Raw genomic sequence first — 17,633 nt, forward strand, 5'->3', positions numbered from 1 at the left:
AACGCCCGCCCCGCCCCGCCCCGCCCCCGCACCCGCGCCGCCCCGCCCCGCACCCGCGCCGATCTTGGACTTTCGGGTCGGACAAGTCGGATCTGGCGCCCCTTTTCGGGCACACATTCTCCTTGATCGACGGGGTGCTGGGGGTCAACCACGTCGATCTTGAACTTCGTGGTCGGACATGTCGGTTGTGCTGGCTTATATCTAGCACGCAAAGTTCAAGATCGGCGGGGCTCGGCGGGGCTCGACGGGGCTCGGCGGGGTGGGGCGTGGTGGGGCGGGGCGTGGCGTGGGTGGGGCGGCGTTGGCGTGGCGTGGGGCGTGGGCGGGGCGTGGCGTGGCGTGGGCGGGGTGGGGCGTGGCGTGGTGGGGCGGCGTTGGCGGGGCGTGGCGTGGTGGGGGCGTCGGGTGGGGTGGGGTGGGGCATCGAGCCGTTGGAGTGCGCGGGGGCGGGTTGCGGTCAGTACCAGATAGCTATGTGGGTGCCGTCTGCCTCCTCGGGCGGGTTCGGATGCGACAGCGCCGCACCCGTCGCCATCCGATGTGCGCTCCACGCCACCGCCGCCGCGTCCAGGATGTCGTCCGGTGGCGCCTGGCCTGCCGGTCCCAGGTGGTCGGGCAACACGATGCCGTGCCGCGCCAGCAGGTCTCGCCGGCGTCCCTGACCGGTCCAGGTCTTCTTCGCATACGCCAAGGGCTCACCGGCCATCTCCCGGAACGACACCTCCGGGTGCGCCTCGAACAGTAAACCCGGGTGACGCTCCCAGATGGCGTTGGCTTCCAGCAGTTTCGGGCGCAGCGCCCAGGACTGGCGGGACAGGCCCGCGCCGGTGAGTTCGCGGCACAGGCGGTTCGCCGCGGCGAAGTCGTTCTCCTGCCAGACGGCGCGCGGCGGCACCCGGAACACGCTGCTGCGGCGCGGTCCCAATTGGTCGGCGGCGACCGTGTCGGCGGCGCGCCACCGGTCGGGCAGCATGCCCAGGGGGATGTCGACGCCGATGACCGCGGCTCCGGAGCTGGCGGCGACGATTTCGTACAGGGTGGAGGCGAGCACGGCGCGGGCGAATCGTCCGTCGCGTAGCTCGATGCCGACCCAGCCGAGCGGATACGCGTCCACGCCGATGACGTTGATGCTCATCGACTGCTCAGTGGGGCGGCGGCTCGTCGACAGCGGACGGCCGCGCTCCGAGATCCTGCTGCACGGCGGCTGCAGCCAGGGGTTACGACCACCGGGGTGGCCCGCCGGAGGCAACGGTTCGAAGGTGTGCCTCCGGCGCGGGCGTCGATATCGACGTCGGGGATGGTCATGTCCGAAGACTACGCGTTGTCATGGCTCGATGGCACACCGTTGAGATTGGAGGCGAAAACTTGAGCGGGTGCTTAATCCCGCTGACCTCCCTTGACTGATCTTCTTTGATGTGACTACCGTCTCTTCAAGATTCCATTTGGAAAGTTTCCTAACTGTTGCCCGAGGAGACGCCTTGAAGAAATCCGTTCGCCGCGCTCTCTGGGCCGGTGCCATCGTGGCGGTCGCCGCCTCGACGGTGCCGATGGTCCAGGCGTCCGCGGCTGCCGCCTGTGCCCCCGCCTGGAGTTCCTCTTCCGTCTATGTCAAGGACGATCGGGCGTCCTATCAGGGCATCAACTACACGGCGAAGTGGTGGACCCAGAACGAGAACCCGGCCACGCACAGCGGCCAATGGGACGTCTGGATCAACAACGGGTCCTGCGGTGGCGGCGGCACCCCGACCACGCCGCCGACCACCCCGCCGACCACCCCGCCCACCACGTCGCCCACCACCCAGCCCCCCGGCAACCCCGGTGGCAGCGGCAAGAACGTGGTCGGCTACTTCGCCGAATGGGGCGTGTACGGCCGCAACTACCACGTCAAGAACATCGTCACCAGCGGCTCGGCCGCCAAGCTGACGCACATCCTGTACGCCTTCGGCAACACCACCGGTGGCCAGTGCTCGATCGGTGACTCGTACGCCGACTACGACAAGGCGTACACGGCGGCGGACAGCGTCGACGGTGTCGCGGACACCTGGGACGCGGGCGCGTTGCGCGGCTCGTTCAACCAGCTCCGCAAGCTCAAGAAGATGTACCCGAACATCAAGGTGATCTGGTCGTTCGGCGGCTGGACCTGGTCCGGGGGCTTCACCCAGGCCGCGGCCAACCCGACCGGGTTCGCCAACTCCTGCTACAACCTGATCAAGGACTCCCGCTGGTCGGATGTCTTCGACGGCATCGACATCGACTGGGAGTACCCGAACGCCTGCGGCCTGTCCTGTGACAACAGCGGGCCGGACGCGTACAACAAGGTGATCAGCGCGCTGCGCAACAAGTTCGGTTCCGGCTTCCTGATCACCTCGGCGATCTCGGCGGACGGTTCGAACGGCGGCAAGCTCGACGCGGCCGACTACGCGTCCGGCATCGCCAAGCTCAACCTGGTGTTCCCGATGACCTACGACTATTACGGCGCGTTCAGCCCGCAGGGCCCGACCGCCCCGCACTCGCCGCTGAACTCGTACGCGGGCATCCCGACCCAGGGCTTCTGGTCCGACGCGGCCATCCAGAAGCTGAAGGGCAAGGGAGTGCCGGCCAGCAAGATGCTGCTCGGCATCGGCTTCTACGGCCGGGGCTGGACGGGTGTCACCCAGGCGGCTCCGGGTGGCAGCGCGACCGGCGCCGCGCCGGGCACCTATGAGCAGGGCATCGAGGACTACAAGGTGCTGAAGAACAGTTGCCCGGCGACCGGAACCGCGGGCGGCACCGCGTACGCCAAGTGCGGCAACAACTGGTGGGGTTACGACACCCCGGCCACCATCGCGGGCAAGATGAGCTACGTGAAGCAGCAGGGCCTGGGCGGCGCGTTCTTCTGGGAGTTCTCCGGTGACACCAGCAACGGCGAACTGATCAGCGCGATCAAGAACAACCTGTAACACCGGGGCGAGAAACGCAGCGGGGCGTCGGCCGTTCGGGCCGGCGCCCCGCTCGCCGTATGGGATGGGGAGGGGATCGGTGGTTTCGCCCAGTCCCGCTCGCCGTAGGCTCATCCGCATGCGCGAGTGGCATCAGCTCAGCTATCCCGCGGTCGGCAGCCCGGCTCTGCAGACCTCCCGTCCCTCCACCGACTCCGCCGAGGACGCGGCGCTCGGTCTCGACGTGTGGCGCGGCCTGCCGCGTGTGCAGATGCCACCCTGGCCGGACATGGCCGAGGTGGCGTCGGTGTGCCAGGTCCTGGACAACGTCCCGTCGGTGGTGGCGCCCTACGAGGTCGACCACCTGCGGCACCGGCTCGCCGAGGTGTGCGAGGGTCGGGCCTTCCTGCTGCAGGGCGGGGACTGCGCCGAGACGTTCTCGGACAACACCGAGAGCCACCTGCTGGCCAACGCCCGCACCCTGCTGCAGATGGCGGTGGTGCTCACCTACGGCGCCTCCATGCCGGTGGTGAAGGTGGCCCGGGTGGCCGGGCAGTACACCAAGCCACGGTCGTCGCCGACCGACGCGCTCGGCCTCCCGGCGTACCGGGGCGACCTGATCAACTCGCTGGACGCCAACGAGGCCGCGCGGGTGGCAGACCCGCAGCGGATGATCCGGGCGTACGCGAACTCGGCGGCGGCGATGAACATGCTCCGCGCGTATCTCGCCGGCGGCCTGGCCGACCTGCACGGCCTGCACGACTGGAACAAGGACTTCGTGCGGGCATCCCCGGCGGGGGAGCGCTACGAGGCGATCGCCCGGGAGATCGACCGGGCGCTGGACTTCATCCGGGCCTGCGGCATGACCGACAACGACGAACTGCGCAAGGTCAGCCTGTACTGCTCGCACGAGGCGCTGGCCCTGGAGTACGACCGGGCGCTGACCCGGGTCTCCGACGGTCGCGCGTACGGACTGTCGGGGCATTTCCTGTGGGTCGGCGAGCGTACCCGGCAGTTGGACCACGCGCACATCGACTTCATCAGCCGCATCGCCAACCCGATCGGGGTGAAGCTGGGCCCCGGCACCTCGCCGGAGACGGCGATCGAGCTGTGCGAGAAGCTCAACCCGGACAACATCCCGGGGCGGCTCACACTGATCAGCCGGATGGGCAACGGCAAGGTCCGGGACACGCTGCCGCCGATCGTGGAGAAGGTCACCGCGGTGGGCGCCAAGGTGGTCTGGCAGTGCGACCCGATGCACGGCAACACGCACGAGTCGTCCAACGGATACAAGACCCGGCACTTCGACCGCGTCGTGGACGAGGTGCTGGGCTACTTCGAGGTGCACCGCAACCTGGGCACCCATCCCGGCGGCATCCACGTGGAGCTGACCGGCGAGGACGTCACCGAGTGCCTGGGCGGCGCGCAGGGCATCGAGGACCTCGACCTGCCGGACCGGTACGAGACCGCGTGCGACCCTCGGCTGAACACCCAGCAGAGCCTTGAGCTGGCCTTCCTGGTGGCGGAGATGTTGCGTGGCTGAGCAGCGGTCCGGCCGTCCGATGATCGATCTGCGGTCGGACACCGTGACACGGCCCACGCCGGGGATGCGCGAGGCGATGGCGTCCGCCGAGGTGGGCGACGACGTCTTCGGCGACGACCCCACCGTCGTCGAGCTGGAGGCGCACGTCGCGGCGATGTTCGGGCACGAGGCGGCGTTGTTCTTCCCGTCCGGCACGATGGCCAACCAGGTCGCGCTGCAACTGTGCGTGGATCGCGGCGGCGAGCTGCTGGCCGGCGCCGACGCGCACGTGGTGACCTACGAGGCGGGCGCCGCCGCCGCGATCGGTGGCATCTCCACCCGCACCTGGCCGGCGGTGGGCGCGGCACTGGATCCGGAGGTCGTGGCGGCGATGATCCGCCCGTCCGGCTTCCCGTCGGTGCCCACCCAGGCGCTCGCCGTCGAACAGACGCACAATCTCGGCGGCGGCGGCGTGGTGCCGCTGGCGACGCTGCACCGGCTGGCCGAGGTGGCGTTGGCGGCCAGTCCGTCCGGGCTGGCCCTGCACTGCGACGGCGCTCGGATCTGGCACGCGCACGTCGCGGACCGGGTGCCGCTGTTCGTCTACGGCCAGCTCTTCCAGACCCTGTCGGTCTGCCTGTCCAAGGGGCTGGGGGCGCCCGTCGGGTCCCTCGTGGTGAGTTCCCGGCAGCGCATCGCCCAGGCGCGGCAGATCCGCAAACGAATCGGCGGCGGCATGCGCCAGGTGGGCGTCCTCGCGGCGGCCGGCCGGTACGCGCTGGACCACCATGTCGCCCGGCTCGCCGAGGACCATGCCCGCGCCCGGCGCATCGCCGACACGCTCGCGCCGTACGGCGTGGTCGACCCGGCCCAGGTGCGCACCAACATGGTGCTGCTCGACCTGACCAAGACCACGCTTGACGCACCCACCCTGGCCGCGCGGGCGGAGCAGCACGGGGTGTTGATCGCCGCGATGCTGCCGCACCTGGCGCGAGTGGTCACCCACTTGGACGTGGACGACGAGGACGTGGACCAGGCAGGCACCGTGCTGGGCGCGCTGCTGGCGGCCGGATAGCCGGGGTCAGGCCGCCGGGCGCAGCGACTTCAGCAGGCCGATGTCCGCGGCGTGGCCCTCGTGGGCGGTGCCGCTGGGCGTCTCCACGATCACCGGCACGCCCGCGGCGACCGGATGAGCGAGCAGCTCGGTGAACGCCGCCGCGCCGATCTGCCCCGCCCCGATGGTTTCGTGCCGGTCGCGTGCCGAGCCGCACCCGTCCTTCGAGTCGTTGGCGTGGATCAGCCGCAGCCGTTCCCGCCCCACCGTGGCGACCAGCGCGTCCAGCGTCGCGGTCATGCCACCCGGGCTGGCCAGGTCATGCCCGGCCGCCCAGGCGTGGCAGGTGTCGAAGCAGACGCCCAGCCAGGGGTGGTCGTCCACCGCGGCGAGGTAGGGGCCGAGATCCTGCACCTTCGACGCCAGGCTGCGTCCGCCCCCCGCGCTCGGCTCCACCAGCAGCCGCGGCCCGTCCTCCGCGGCGGCCCGGTCGAGCAGCGGCAACAGCGCCGCACGCACCCGATGCATCGCCGTGGCGTCGTGCGCCGGGTCGACCGAGCTGCCCGCGTGGAAGACCACCGCGGTCGCGCCGATCGCGGCGCCGCGGGTCAGTGCGTGCTCCAGGGTGGCCACCGACCGCTCCACCGTCAGATCGGTCGGCGATCCCAGGTTGACCAGCAGGGACGCGTGCACGTACGCGGGCAGGCCGCGCTCGCCGCACCCGTCCCGGAACAACGTGTCCTGCCGCGGGTCGCCGCCCGGCAACGCCCAGCCACGGGAGTTGGACACGTAGACCTGCAGCGCCTCGGAGCCGGCCGCGTCCGCGTACGGCAGGGCGGCCTTCGCCAGCCCGCCGGACGTCGGCGTGTGCGATCCGATGCGGCTCAGAAGCACTGGATCGCGACTTCGCTCTGCGGCGCCACCGGCGTGCCCTCGCCCGGCTGCTGGTTGCGTACCGTCCCGTTGGGGTTGAAGTCGACCCGCACCTTCAGGTTCATGCCCTGCAACTGCTGCTGCGCCTGTTGACACGGCAGGTCGATGACCCGCGGCACGGTGACCTGCGGCGGCCCCTTGCTGACCGTCAGCTTGATCTCGGCGTCCTTCGCCACGCCGGTGCCCGCCTTCGGCGTTTGCCCGATGACGGTGTCGGCCGGCGCGTCGTTGTCCTCGTACTGCTCCACCGCGCTGAGGCCGAGCTGCTGCAACTGGGCGCGGGCGTCGTTGATGTTCTTGCCGCCCAGATCGGGAACGTTGATCGGGGCGTTGCCCTTGCTGACCACCACGGTGACCGTGGCGCCCGGCTTGAGGGGCGTGCCAGGCTTCGGGTCGGTGGAGATCACCGCACCCTCCGGGGTGGCGTCGCTGTACTGGCGCTCGCCCTCCTTGAGGGTGAGCTTCGCCTCCTCCAGGCCCGCCTTGGCGGCGGACAGCTCCATGCCCGTCACGTCCGGCACCGGGTACCGTTCCGGGCCTAGCGACAGCGACAGGGTGATCGCCCCGCCGCGCACGATCCTGGCGTCCGGCGCCGGGTTCTGGCCCAGCACCACGTCTTTCTTGACGGTCTCGCTGTATTGGCCGTCGCCGATCAGCAGCTCGTAGCCGTCCCGCTGGGCGCGCTGCTCGGCTTGCGCCCGGGTCATGTTGACCAGTTCCGGCGCCTGGCCGTACCTGCCCAGGGTGACCCACCAGGTGCTGCCGACCACGGTCAGCACCATCAGCGCCACCGCGGCCAGGATCAGCACTCGCCGCCGGTCGACACCACTCCGGCCGGGTGCCCGGCCCGAAGCGCCCGGGTGCGTCTGCCCACCGGGGGTGCGGCGGCGCTGCCCGTGCACCCGGCCCTGGTCGGGGAGGCGGGCCCAGGAGGGCCGGTCCATCGGGGCGGTGCGGTCCAAGGGGGCGGTGTGGTCCGGACCGTGGCGGTCCGGGACGGTCGGGACCACGGTGGTCGCGTCGGTCGCCGCCGGGCGGTGCGACGGCACCTGCCGCAGCAGCGCCGTCTGCACGTTCGCCGCGCCCAGGTCGTCGCGCACCACCTGCACCTCGGCCAGCAGCGCACCGGCGTCGGTCGGGCGGGCACCCGGGTCACGACGGGTGGCGCGGGCGACCAGTTCGTCCATGCCCGGCGGCAGACCGCGCACGATCGCCGACGGCGGCGGTACGTCGTTGTCCACGTGCTGCCACGCGACGTGCACCGGGTCGTCGCCGTCGAACGGAACCCGGCCGGTGAGCATCTCGTAGAGCACGATGCCGGCCGAGTAGACGTCCGTCCGGGCGTCCGCGTGCCCGTCGGTGACCAGTTCCGGAGCGACGTACGCCACGGTGGCCAACAGGTGCCCGTCGTCCTCGCCGCCGCTGCTGGCCTCCACCGCACGGGCCAGGCCGAAGTCGGCGACCTTGACCACGGCGTCCACCAGGTTGGCGACGCCGCCGCTGGGCGCCTCGGCGACCAGCACATTCTCCGGTTTCACATCCCGGTGGACGAGGCCCGCCCGGTGCGCCGCGGCGATCGCCGCCAGCATCTGCTCGACGATGGCCAGCGCCTCCACCGGGTTCAGCCGGCGGCGTTGCGTCAGCAGGTCACGCAGGGTGCGGCCCTGCACGTACTCCATCACCAGATAGGGCAGGCCCTCGTGGCGACCCTGGTCGTAAACCGCGACCACGTTCGGGTGGGCGAGCCGGGCGATCGTCTTGGCCTCGTCGGTGAACCGGTCGACGAAGTGGACGTTCGTGGCCTGGGACGGATGAATGATCTTCAGCGCCACGGTGCGGCCCAGCCGGTCGTCCGTCGCGGTGTACACGGTCGCCATGCCCCCGCGGGCGACACGACCGGTAATCCGGTAGCGCCCGTCAATCGTGGTGCCGATCAACGCGTCGGCAACAGTCGTGTCCATCGGCGTGAAGTGTATGTGTCCATCCGGTAGGGGCAGTTCAGGATGCCACAGGTGAGACCGAATGGGTACGTCGGCGGTGCGGCGTGCCGCTCATCACCTACCCGGTGCGCCCGAACCGTCCGGATCGGGTGGCGGTGCGGCGTACCGCAATGACCGGCACGCGCCGGGCCGGGGTTCCGCGTGGTGGGCCGTGTGCGCCGCATGGCACGCTGGAGCGGTGACCGATTTCGTGACCGCCGGTCCGGCCGGTTGGATCGACCTGCCGGACGTCGCCGAGAAGCTCGGCGTGTCGATCAGCAAGGTGAACCAGATGATCCGCGAAGGTTCGCTGATCGCCGTGAAGCGCGACGGTGTCCGCAGGGTGCCGGCCGAGCTGGTGGCCAACAGCACGGTGCTCAAACACCTCCCCGGCGTCCTCACCCTGCTCCGCGACGCCGGGTACAACGACGAAGAAACACTGCGGTGGCTCTATCAACCCGATCCGGATCTGGACGGCAACGCGGCGCTCGGCCTGGGCGGTCCGCGTGCCCGGGAGGTCAAGCGGCGGGCCCAGGCGCTCGGTTTCTGACCCGGCCATGCGCCATTTGTCGTACGTGGCGGTGCTGGCCGGATGCCTGATCGCGGCGCTGTGGCTGGAGCCCGTCCTCAGGGTCAACGTGTTCCGCCGCTGGCGGCGGCTGCTGTTGACGCTGCTGCCGGTGGCGGCGGTGTTCGTGCTGTGGGATCTGGCGGCGATCGCGGCGGGGCATTGGAGCTTCGACCCGGCGCAGACCACCGGGATCGTGTTCCCCGGCGGCCTGCCCCTGGACGAAGTGCTCTTCTTCCTCGTGGTGCCGGTCTGCGCGGTGCTCGGCTTCGAGGCGGTGCGTGCGGTGCTGGGCCGCCCGGCGGGTGACGAGTGAGCTACACCGCGGCGGCCCTGCTCGGGGTGGCCGGGGCGCTCGCCGTCGACCTGCTGGTGCTGCGCACCCGGCTGGTGACACGCGCGGTGTTCTGGGCCACCTATCCCATCGTGGTGCTGTTCCAACTGCTCTCGAACGGCATCCTGACCGGGCGGCGCATCGTGATCTACGATCCGGCCGCGATCCTCGGATGGCGCATCGCGTACGCGCCGGTGGAGGACCTGATGTTCGGGTTTGCCATGGTCACGCTCACCCTGTCCACCTGGGTCTGGCTGGGACGACGCGGCGTGCAGCGGACACCCGTCGCGGGCCGGGGCAGCCGGGTGCTGGAACGCGCCCGGCGCGGGCATCGGTGACGACGGTCAGACCGTCCGGCGGGTCGCCGCGTCGGCCAACTCGGTCAGCACCGCCCGCGCCTGCGGTTGCACGTCGGCGGAGTCCAGCGCGGTAAGCGCCGCGGTGGTCAGCTCGGTGATGCGGCGCTCGGTGCGCGAAAGCGCCCCGCTGTCCCGGATGACGGCACGCAACCGCTGCACCCGGGCGTCGTCCATGCCCTGATCGCCCAGTCCGGCCTCCAGATCGGCGCGCTCCGCCGACCCGGCCGCCGCGAACGCCGCGGCCACCAGATAGGTCCGCTTGCCCTCGCGCAGATCGTCGCCGGCCGGCTTGCCGGTGCGCTCCGGGTCGCCGAACACCCCCAGCACGTCGTCGCGCAGTTGGAACGCCTCACCCAGCGGCAGTCCGAACTCCGCGTACGCCCGGCTGAGCTTCTCCGGCGCGCCGGCCAGCGCGGCGCCTAGCAGCAACGGCCGCTCCACCGTGTACTTGGCGGACTTGTACCGTGCGATCTTGCTCGCCCGTTCCAGCGAGGTGTCCCCGGTTGCCTGTGCGTGCACATCGAGGTATTGCCCCACGGTCACCTCGGTGCGCATCGCGTCGAACACCGGCCGGGCACGCGCCAGGTCGGCCTGTGCCACGCCGCTGGCCTGCAACATCTCGTCCGACCAGACCAGGGTCAGGTCGCCGAGCAGCACCGCCGCGCTGTCCCCGTACGCGCTCGCGCCGCCGCGCCAGCCGCGCTCGGTGTGCTGCGCGGCGAACCGCCGGTGCACCGCGGGCTCGCCCCGCCGGGTGTCCGACCGGTCCATCAGATCGTCGTGGATCAGGGCGCTGGCCTGGACGAGTTCCAACGCCGAGAGCGCGGTGACGATCTGGTCCGAGTCGGCGCCGCCGGCACCCCGGTAACCCCAATAGGCGAACGCCGGCCGCAATCGCTTGCCGCCGCCCAGCACGAAATCCTCGATCGCCCGCGCCACCTCGTCCAACGCCGGATCCACGGCGACGAGCCGGGCGTGCTGTGCGGTCAGGAATGCGGTGAGAGCCGCGTCCACGCGGGCTCGGAGTCCGGCACGGTCCACCGGCGTCGATGCTGTCACCGAGCCAACGTAGCGGCTCGCCAAGGGCTCTGCCGCGCAGGCACGGACCGGTAGGATCGCAGCGTGTCTCACGGACTTACTCCCCGGCGTCCGGGGTCTCCGGCAATCGGCGACCTCATTCGCCGTCCCGGGCCCACGTTCTCCTTCGAGTTCATGCCGCCACGGAACCGCGAGGGTGAGCAACTGCTCTGGCAGACCATCCGTGAGCTGGAGCCGCTGCGTCCGGACTTCGTCTCGATCACGTACGGCGCGGGTGGCAGCACCCGGGACACCACGGTCTCGGTGACCGAGCGGGTGGCGACCGAGACGACGCTGCTGCCGATGGCGCACCTGACCGCGGTGAACCACTCGATCGCCGAGCTGCGCAACGTGATCGGGCGGCTGGCCGGTGCCGGCATCCGTAACGTGCTCGCGGTGCGCGGCGATCCGCCGGGGGACCCCACCGGCGAGTGGGTGCAGCATCCCGACGGCGTGCTCTACGCGGAGGAACTCGTCCGGCTGCTGCGCGAGTCCGGCGACTTCAGCGTGGGGGTGGCCGCCTTCCCGTACAAACACCCCCGATCGGACGACATCGAGTCGGACACCCGGAACTTCGTCCGCAAGTGCCGGGCGGGCGCCGACTTCGCCATCACCCAGATGTTCTTCGACGCCGACGAATATCTCCGGCTGCGGGACCGGGTCGCGGCGGCCGGCTGCGACACCCCGATCGTGCCCGGCGTGATGCCGGTGCTGCGGATGGGCACCATCGCACGGGCGGTCCAACTGTCCGGCGCGCCGTTCCCGCCCGCGCTGCTGGAGCGTTTCGAGCGGATCGCCGGCGACGACGCCGCGGTCCGGGCGCTCGGCATCGACCTGTGCGGCGAGATGTGCCGCCGGCTGCTCGACGAGGGCGTGCCGGGCATCCACTTCATCACCATGAATCGTTCGACGGCGACCCGCGAGGTGTGGCAGCGCCTGGCCGCGAGCGTCTCGGCCTGATCCGGCTTCGACCACGGTGACCTGGGACGAGTACGCCGCCGCGTGGAGCGAGTTGCATGGCGGCTTCGATCCTGCCAAGGCGTCACCGGTGATCCGCGGCTGGATCCGTGCGGCGTACGCGGGAGGCAGCCTGCTGGCCCGCTGGGGCGCCGGGCCGACCCAGGTCACCGTCGCGGGTCTGCTGCTCTGCCTGGCGGTGCCGTTGGTCGCGTGGCCGGGGCCCGGTGGGCTTCTGGCGGGCGGCCTGCTCGTGCTGCTGGCCAGCTTCGCCGACGGCCTGGACGGCGCGGTCGCGGTGGTCACCGGGCGGACCAGCCGGATCGGTTTCGTGTACGACTCGATGGCCGACCGGCTGGGCGAGGCGGCGTGGCTGGCCGCGTTCTGGCTGGCCGGCGCCCCCGGCTGGCTGGTGGTCGCCGGCGGCGCGGTGAGCTGGCTGCACGAGTACGTGCGCGCCCGTGCCGCTGCCGCGGGCATGCCGGACATCGGCGTGGTCACCGTGGCCGAACGGCCCACGCGGGTGTCGGTGGCCGCCGCCGGACTGGTGGTCGGGGGAGCGGTGGGCCTGATCTTCTCCGGTACGGGTGCCAGCGACCGGGTGGTGACGGTGGCCGCCGCGGCCTGGCTGGTCCTGGCGTTGGCCGGGTTGGCACAACTCGTCGTCGTGGTGCGCCGCCGCTTGCGATAGGCGGCTTATTCGGTTGTTCATGGCGATCAACGGCCCTACGGTGGCGAAGTGCCGGGCCTCATCCCCACAGAGGCGGACAAAAGACGAATCACACCACTCCTCGTGCGCCGACCGCGCCGCGATGACGACGGCCGGTGGGTTGACACGGGGGCAGGCCCGCCGGCCGTCTCCCCCTTGTCTCCTGCTCCGTCACCACGGGATGCCGTGCCGGTCCGGGTGTCAACGAACCGTTGACGAGTGCCGGGCACGCCGGGCACGGTGACCGTGTGATGCTGTCCGACCTCGCGGGGATCGCCGCCGCCCGTGCCGACCTCGATCGGCGCGAACTCGATCTGATCGACCGCGCACGCCGTGCCGGCGCCACCTGGGGTGAGATCGCCGCGGTGCTCGGCCTGACCAGTCGCCAGGCCGCCGAGCAGCGCCGCGGGCGCCTCGCCGCCTCCACCGCCCGTGCCGCCGCGACGCGGCGACGCGATGCGGACCGGCGGCACGGGCTCACCGAGTTGCGGTCCGCCGTCGGCCGCCTGGACGCGCGAATCACCGCGGACTCGCGATGGGACAGGCGTTTCGTCCGCGCGGCGCTGACCCGCGCCACCGTCGCGGCGGCCGTCCAGGCCCCGCCGGGGGCGATGTTCGCGCTGGTGGCTCAGGCGATGACGGACATCGCCGGGTCGAGCGTGTGGCGCCTGCCCGCACCTCTCGCCGCGGCCCTGGCCGACGTGCGGGACCGCTTGCGGGACGCGTCACCCCCGCCGGCCTCTTGAGGCCGACACCCTTGTCAATGAATCGTTGACGATATTGACCCGACTTCGCGCAGGGTTGAAGACTTGCGCCGATGCGGCTCAACCATGGGCCGCGCGTGCGGGAGCGGGGCCGGTATGCAGCGCAATGCCTTCCTTTTCGTGGCCGTTTCGCTGCTCTCCGGGTTTGGCAGCACGGTGCTGACCCTGGCCGCGGCCGTGTGGATCCTGGATCTGTCCGGATCGGTCAGCCTCGCCGGCCTCGGTGGCCTCGCCGTCTACGCGCCCGTGCTGGCCGCCCCATGGCTCGGCGCCCTCGTCGACCGGCTGCCCCGTCGGCGACTGCTGATCACGGCGAACGTCCTGCTCGCGGGAGTGCTGCTGGCGCTCGTCGCGGTGCGGTCGGCGGGAGAGATCTGGCTGATCTTCGCGGTGCTGCTCACCCGCGGGGTGGGGTACGTGATCCTGGGCGCGGGAGAGTCGGCCCTGCTGCCCGCGTCGGTGCCGGCCGAGGTGCTCGCCGACGTCAACGGGTGGCGTTCCAGCGCGCAGGAGGGCATGAAGTTGATCGGCCCGGTGGCGGGCGCGGGCCTGTACGCCTGGCAGGGCGGCGCGGCGGTGGCGGCGGTGAGCGCCGCGACGGCCCTGGGCACCGCCGACCTGTACGCGGCGCTGCACCGGCTGGACGACGCAGCGGCCTCGCCTGCGTCCCACGTGCCGCCTGTGCCTCGGGCGGCGCCTGCGTCCCGGCGGCCGTCCCCGTCCCATCGCCGGCCTCGGCGCGGGTCATCGCGGGTCGGGCGGCCGTTGGCCGGGCTTGCCGTCTGGTGGCGCGCGCCGGCCGTCCGGACACCGGTGACAATCGCCGCCACGGCCATCGCGGCGTCCGGCTTCACCACGGCCGCCGTCTACTCTCGGGTCACCGACGGCATCGGTCTGCCGCCCGCCTTCCTCGGCGTGCTCGGCAGCGCCCAGGGCGCCGGATCCCTGGTCGCCGGTTTGATGGTGGGGCGGCTGCTGGCGCGGGCGGGCGCGACCACCGTCGCGGCGGCGGGGGCGGCGCTGTTCGCGGCCGGATGTCTCGGTTGGATGCTGCCGTGGTGGCCAGCCACCATCGCGGGAAGCATGGTCGTGGGCGTCGGCCTGCCGTGGGCGCTGATCGCCGCGATCGTGGCCGTGCAGACGCACACACCAGCGCACCTGCTCGGACGCGCCTCGGCCACCGCCGACGCGGCGATGTTCGGACCGATCGCGGTGGCGAATCCGCTGGGGGCGGCGGTGGTGCACCTCGGCGCGTACGTGCCGCTGGTGCTGGCGGCTCTGGTGGTGCCGACGGTCGCGGTCCTCGTGGTGAGGCCGGGTAGGTGGTGACAGCCAACCCGCGACGGCCGGGCGCCACCACGGGCGGTCCCGGCCCTCCCCGATCGTGGTGGTCGCCGCCCCGCGCCGATCGTGGTGGTCGCCGCCCCGCGCCGATCGTGGTGGTCGCCGCCCCGCGCCGATCGTGGTGGTCGCCACCCCACGCCGATCTTGGAGTAAGCGCACCCGATTAGCCCGGATATAGCCGACTAATCGGACCGGAAACTCCAAGATCGGCGCACGGGGGGCCGACGGGCGCGCCGATCTTGAGGTTAGTGTGCCGGATTCAGACGCCTATATCGCATTAGTCGGACCGGAAAGTCCAAGATCGACGGGCGCACGGGCGCACGGGCGGGCACGGGCGGACGGGCGGGCACGGGCGTGCGGGCGGGCACGGGCGTGCGGGTCGGGGCGGGTGGGGGTGGTGGGGTGGCGGGATCGCCGTGGGTGGTGGGGGTGGGGCTAGTGGGGGGTGCGGGCTGCCTTGCGGTAATCCGTGTTCAGCCGGCCGATCAGGTTCAGCGGGATGCCCTTCGGGCACACCGTGGTGCACTCTCCCATGTTCGTGCACCCGCCGAAGCCCGCCTCGTCCTGTGCGTCGATCATGTCCAGCACCCGGCCGTCGCGTTCCGGCTGGCCCTGCGGCAGCAGGCCCAGGTGGGCCACCTTCGCCGCGGTGAACAGCATGCTCGACCCGTTCGGGCACGCCGCCACGCATGCTCCGCAGCCGATGCAGGTGGCCGCCTCGAAGGCCGCGTCCGCGTCCGCCTTCGGCACCGGGGTCGCGTGCGCGTCCGGGGCGGTGCCGGTCGGCGCGGTGATGTAGCCGCCCGCCTGGATGATGCGGTCGAACGCGCTGCGGTCCACCACCAGGTCTTTGATCACCGGGAACGCCGATGCGCGCCATGGTTCCACGTCGATCACGTCGCCGTCGGCGAAGTGTCGCATGTGGAGCTGGCACGTCGTGGTCGCGCGCTCCGGGCCGTGCGCCACTCCGTTGATCATCATGCCGCACATGCCGCAGATGCCCTCGCGGCAGTCGTGGTCGAAGGCCACCGGGTCGTCGCCGTCGAGGATCAGCTTCTCGTTCAGCACGTCGAGCATTTCCAGGAAGCTGGCGTCGGGCGAGATGTCCTTCACGTCGTACGTGACCATCCGGCCCTTGTCATCCGGGCCGGACTGACGCCACACGCGTACCGATAGATTCATTACTTGTAGCTCCGCGTGCTCGGGTGAACGTACTCGAATTCGAGGTTTTCCTTGTGCAGGGTGGGGGTCTCCCCGTGCTCCCACGCGGCGACGTAGCCGAACTCGTCGTCGTGGCGCAGCGCCTCGCCGTCGTCGGCCTGGCTTTCGGCGCGGAAGTGGCCGCCCGCCGACTCGCGGCGGTGCAGCGCGTCGATGCACATCAATTCGGCCAGTTCGAAGAAGTCCGCGACCCGGCCCGCCTTCTCCAGGTTCTGGTTGAGCTGCTCGCCGGTGCCCGGCACCTTGACCCGGGACCAGAACTCGTCGCGCAGGCCGCGGATCAGGCCGATCGCCTTGGTGAGCCCTTCCTCCGTACGTTCCATGCCGCAGTACTCCCACATGATGTGGCCGAGTTCGCGGTGGAACGAGTCCACGGTGCGGTCGCCGTCCACGGCCAGCAGCCGGGACAGCCGGTCCTCGACGGCGGTGCGCGCCGCGACCACCGCCTCGTGGTCGGCGGACAGCGGCTCGAACGGCCCGGAGGCCAGATAGTTGCTGATCGTGTTGGGCAGCACGAAGTAGCCGTCGGCCAGGCCCTGCATCAGGGCCGAGGCGCCCAGGCGGTTCGCGCCGTGGTCGGAGAAGTTCGCCTCGCCGATCACGAACAGCCCCGGCACGGTGGACTGCAGGTCGTAGTCGACCCACAGGCCGCCCATCGTGTAGTGCACCGCCGGGTAGATGCGCATCGGCACCTCGTACGGGTCCTCGCCGGTGATGCGCTGGTACATCTCGAAGAGGTTGCCGTATTTGGCCGCCACGGCGGGACGACCCAGGCGCGCGATGGCGTCGGCGAAGTCGAGGTAGACCCCGAGGCCGCCGGGGCCCACGCCGCGCCCCTCGTCGCAGACGTTCTTGGCGGCGCGCGACGCGATGTCGCGGGGGACCAGGTTGCCGAACGACGGGTAGATCCGCTCCAGGTAGTAGTCCCGCTCGTCCTCGGGGATGTCGCCGGGTGCGCGTTTGTCGTCGGCGCGTTGCGGCACCCAGACCCGGCCGTCGTTGCGCAGCGACTCGCTCATCAGGGTGAGCTTGCTCTGGTGCGTGCCGGACTCCGGGATGCACGTCGGGTGGATCTGCGTGTAGCAGGGGTTGGCGAACAGCGCGCCCTTGCGGTGCGCCCGCCAACTGGCGGTGACGTTGCAGCCCTTGGCGTTGGTGGACAGGAAGAACACGTTGCCGTAGCCGCCGGAGGCGAGCACCACGGCGTCCGCGAAATCGCATGTGATCTCACCGGTGACCAGGTCGCGCACCACGATGCCGCGGGCGCGTCCGTCCACCACGATCAGTTCCAGCATCTCGTGCCGGGCGTGCATCTCGATGGCGCCGGCCGCGATCTGCCGTTCCATCGCCTGGTACGCGCCGAGCAGCAGTTGCTGACCCGTCTGCCCACGGGCGTAGAACGTCCGGGACACCTGGGTGCCGCCGAACGAGCGGTTGTCCAGCAGGCCGCCGTATTCGCGGGCGAACGGCACGCCCTGGGCCACACACTGGTCGATGATGTTCACGCTGACCTGGGCGAGCCGGTACACATTGGATTCGCGGGCGCGGAAGTCGCCGCCCTTGACGGTGTCGTAGAACAACCGGTAGACGGAGTCGCCGTCGTTGCGGTAGTTCTTCGCCGCGTTGATGCCGCCCTGCGCGGCGATCGAGTGCGCGCGGCGCGGGCTGTCCTGATAGCAGTAGGACCGCACCCGGTAACCGGCTTCGGCGAGGGTGGCGGCGGCGGAGCCACCGGCCAGGCCGGTGCCGACCACGATCACCGTGAGCTTGCGCCGGTTGGCCGGGTTGACCAGTTTGGCGGAGAACTGGCGGCGCTCCCAGCGGGTCTCCACGGGTCCGTCCGGCGCGGCGGTGTCGGCGATGTCGTCGCCGAGCTTCCACAGGTCCGACATGA

16 protein-coding genes are annotated in these 17,633 nt (G+C 71.3%); 10 read left to right on the top strand and 6 right to left on the bottom strand.

The features are described from left to right. Nucleotides 1-457: 457 nt before the first annotated feature. Nucleotides 458-1,135 (bottom strand): DUF429 domain-containing protein, encoded by a 678-nt coding sequence (locus IEY73_RS00005; protein ID WP_189076933.1) that lies wholly within the window; start codon nt 1,133-1,135, stop codon nt 458-460. A 343-nt stretch (nt 1,136-1,478) separates the two neighbouring features. Here IEY73_RS00005 and IEY73_RS00010 point away from each other — a divergent pair, with 343 nt between their 5' ends. From IEY73_RS00010 to IEY73_RS00020, 3 genes are all read left to right on the top strand, one after another. Further along, a complete protein-coding gene (locus tag IEY73_RS00010; protein ID WP_189076934.1) occupies nt 1,479-2,939 on the top strand; it encodes a glycosyl hydrolase family 18 protein in 1,461 nt (486 codons plus the stop codon). 118 nt (nt 2,940-3,057) lie between these two features. Then, nucleotides 3,058-4,461 (top strand): class II 3-deoxy-7-phosphoheptulonate synthase, encoded by a 1,404-nt coding sequence (locus IEY73_RS00015; protein WP_189076935.1) that lies wholly within the window; start codon nt 3,058-3,060, stop codon nt 4,459-4,461. 19 nt (nt 4,462-4,480) lie between these two features. Next, nucleotides 4,481-5,515, top strand: a complete 1,035-nt coding sequence (locus tag IEY73_RS00020; RefSeq protein ID WP_189077736.1) for a threonine aldolase family protein — start codon at nt 4,481-4,483, stop codon at nt 5,513-5,515. 6 nt (nt 5,516-5,521) lie between these two features. Here the strand turns inward: IEY73_RS00020 and IEY73_RS00025 are convergent, their stop codons facing one another. Together IEY73_RS00025 and pknB are read right to left on the bottom strand one after the other, a co-directional pair. Continuing rightward, nucleotides 5,522-6,388, bottom strand: coding sequence for a deoxyribonuclease IV (locus IEY73_RS00025; protein WP_229715290.1), 867 nt, complete (start codon nt 6,386-6,388; stop codon nt 5,522-5,524). Continuing rightward, nucleotides 6,379-8,388: a Stk1 family PASTA domain-containing Ser/Thr kinase gene (gene pknB / locus IEY73_RS00030; RefSeq protein WP_189076936.1), complete on the bottom strand. Its 2,010-nt coding sequence runs from the start codon at nt 8,386-8,388 to the stop codon at nt 6,379-6,381. The genes IEY73_RS00025 and pknB overlap by 10 nt, the downstream gene beginning before the upstream one ends. 217 nt (nt 8,389-8,605) lie before the next feature. Between pknB and IEY73_RS00035 the strand changes: the two genes are divergently transcribed. From IEY73_RS00035 to IEY73_RS00045, 3 genes are read left to right on the top strand one after another with little or no spacing between them, the layout of a single operon-like run. Beyond that, nucleotides 8,606-8,956 carry an Rv2175c family DNA-binding protein gene (locus tag IEY73_RS00035; protein WP_229715291.1) on the top strand — a complete coding sequence of 117 codons (351 nt, stop codon included), beginning with the start codon at nt 8,606-8,608 and terminating at the stop codon, nt 8,954-8,956. Between the two features lie 7 nt (nt 8,957-8,963). Beyond that, nucleotides 8,964-9,290, top strand: a complete 327-nt coding sequence (locus tag IEY73_RS00040; RefSeq protein ID WP_189076938.1) for a lycopene cyclase domain-containing protein — start codon at nt 8,964-8,966, stop codon at nt 9,288-9,290. Then, nucleotides 9,287-9,646 (top strand): lycopene cyclase domain-containing protein, encoded by a 360-nt coding sequence (locus tag IEY73_RS00045; protein ID WP_189076939.1) that lies wholly within the window; start codon nt 9,287-9,289, stop codon nt 9,644-9,646. Before IEY73_RS00040 ends, IEY73_RS00045 begins: the two co-directional genes overlap by 4 nt. A 6-nt stretch (nt 9,647-9,652) precedes the next feature. On the opposite strand, the gene IEY73_RS00050 is transcribed toward IEY73_RS00045, so the two are convergent. Next, complete coding sequence (locus tag IEY73_RS00050; RefSeq protein ID WP_189077737.1) at nt 9,653-10,708, bottom strand: polyprenyl synthetase family protein; 1,056 nt, start codon at nt 10,706-10,708, stop codon at nt 9,653-9,655. An 81-nt stretch (nt 10,709-10,789) separates the two neighbouring features. Here IEY73_RS00050 and metF point away from each other — a divergent pair, with 81 nt between their 5' ends. From metF to IEY73_RS00070, 4 genes are all read left to right on the top strand, one after another. Next, the gene (metF, locus tag IEY73_RS00055) at nt 10,790-11,704 is read left to right on the top strand and encodes a methylenetetrahydrofolate reductase [NAD(P)H] (RefSeq protein WP_189076940.1); all 915 of its coding nucleotides are present in this window, start codon (nt 10,790-10,792) and stop codon (nt 11,702-11,704) included. A 16-nt stretch (nt 11,705-11,720) separates the two neighbouring features. Further along, entirely contained in the window at nt 11,721-12,392 is a 672-nt protein-coding gene (locus tag IEY73_RS00060; RefSeq protein WP_189076941.1) for a CDP-alcohol phosphatidyltransferase family protein, read from the top strand. A 269-nt stretch (nt 12,393-12,661) separates the two neighbouring features. Continuing rightward, nucleotides 12,662-13,156, top strand: a complete 495-nt coding sequence (locus IEY73_RS00065) for a hypothetical protein (RefSeq protein WP_189077738.1) — start codon at nt 12,662-12,664, stop codon at nt 13,154-13,156. A 114-nt stretch (nt 13,157-13,270) separates the two neighbouring features. Then, nucleotides 13,271-14,503: an MFS transporter gene (locus IEY73_RS00070; protein ID WP_189076942.1), complete on the top strand. Its 1,233-nt coding sequence runs from the start codon at nt 13,271-13,273 to the stop codon at nt 14,501-14,503. Nucleotides 14,504-14,953: 450 nt separating this feature from the next. On the opposite strand, the gene IEY73_RS00075 is transcribed toward IEY73_RS00070, so the two are convergent. Next, the gene (locus tag IEY73_RS00075) at nt 14,954-15,700 is read right to left on the bottom strand and encodes a succinate dehydrogenase/fumarate reductase iron-sulfur subunit (RefSeq protein WP_189076943.1); all 747 of its coding nucleotides are present in this window, start codon (nt 15,698-15,700) and stop codon (nt 14,954-14,956) included. Further along, complete coding sequence (locus IEY73_RS00080) at nt 15,700-17,631, bottom strand: fumarate reductase/succinate dehydrogenase flavoprotein subunit (RefSeq protein WP_189076944.1); 1,932 nt, start codon at nt 17,629-17,631, stop codon at nt 15,700-15,702. Before IEY73_RS00080 ends, IEY73_RS00075 begins: the two co-directional genes overlap by 1 nt. Between the last annotated feature and the right edge of the window lie 2 nt (nt 17,632-17,633).

The organism is Mangrovihabitans endophyticus (assembly GCF_014646155.1).
GTDB classification, from domain to species: Bacteria; Actinomycetota; Actinomycetes; order Mycobacteriales; family Micromonosporaceae; genus Actinoplanes; species Actinoplanes endophyticus.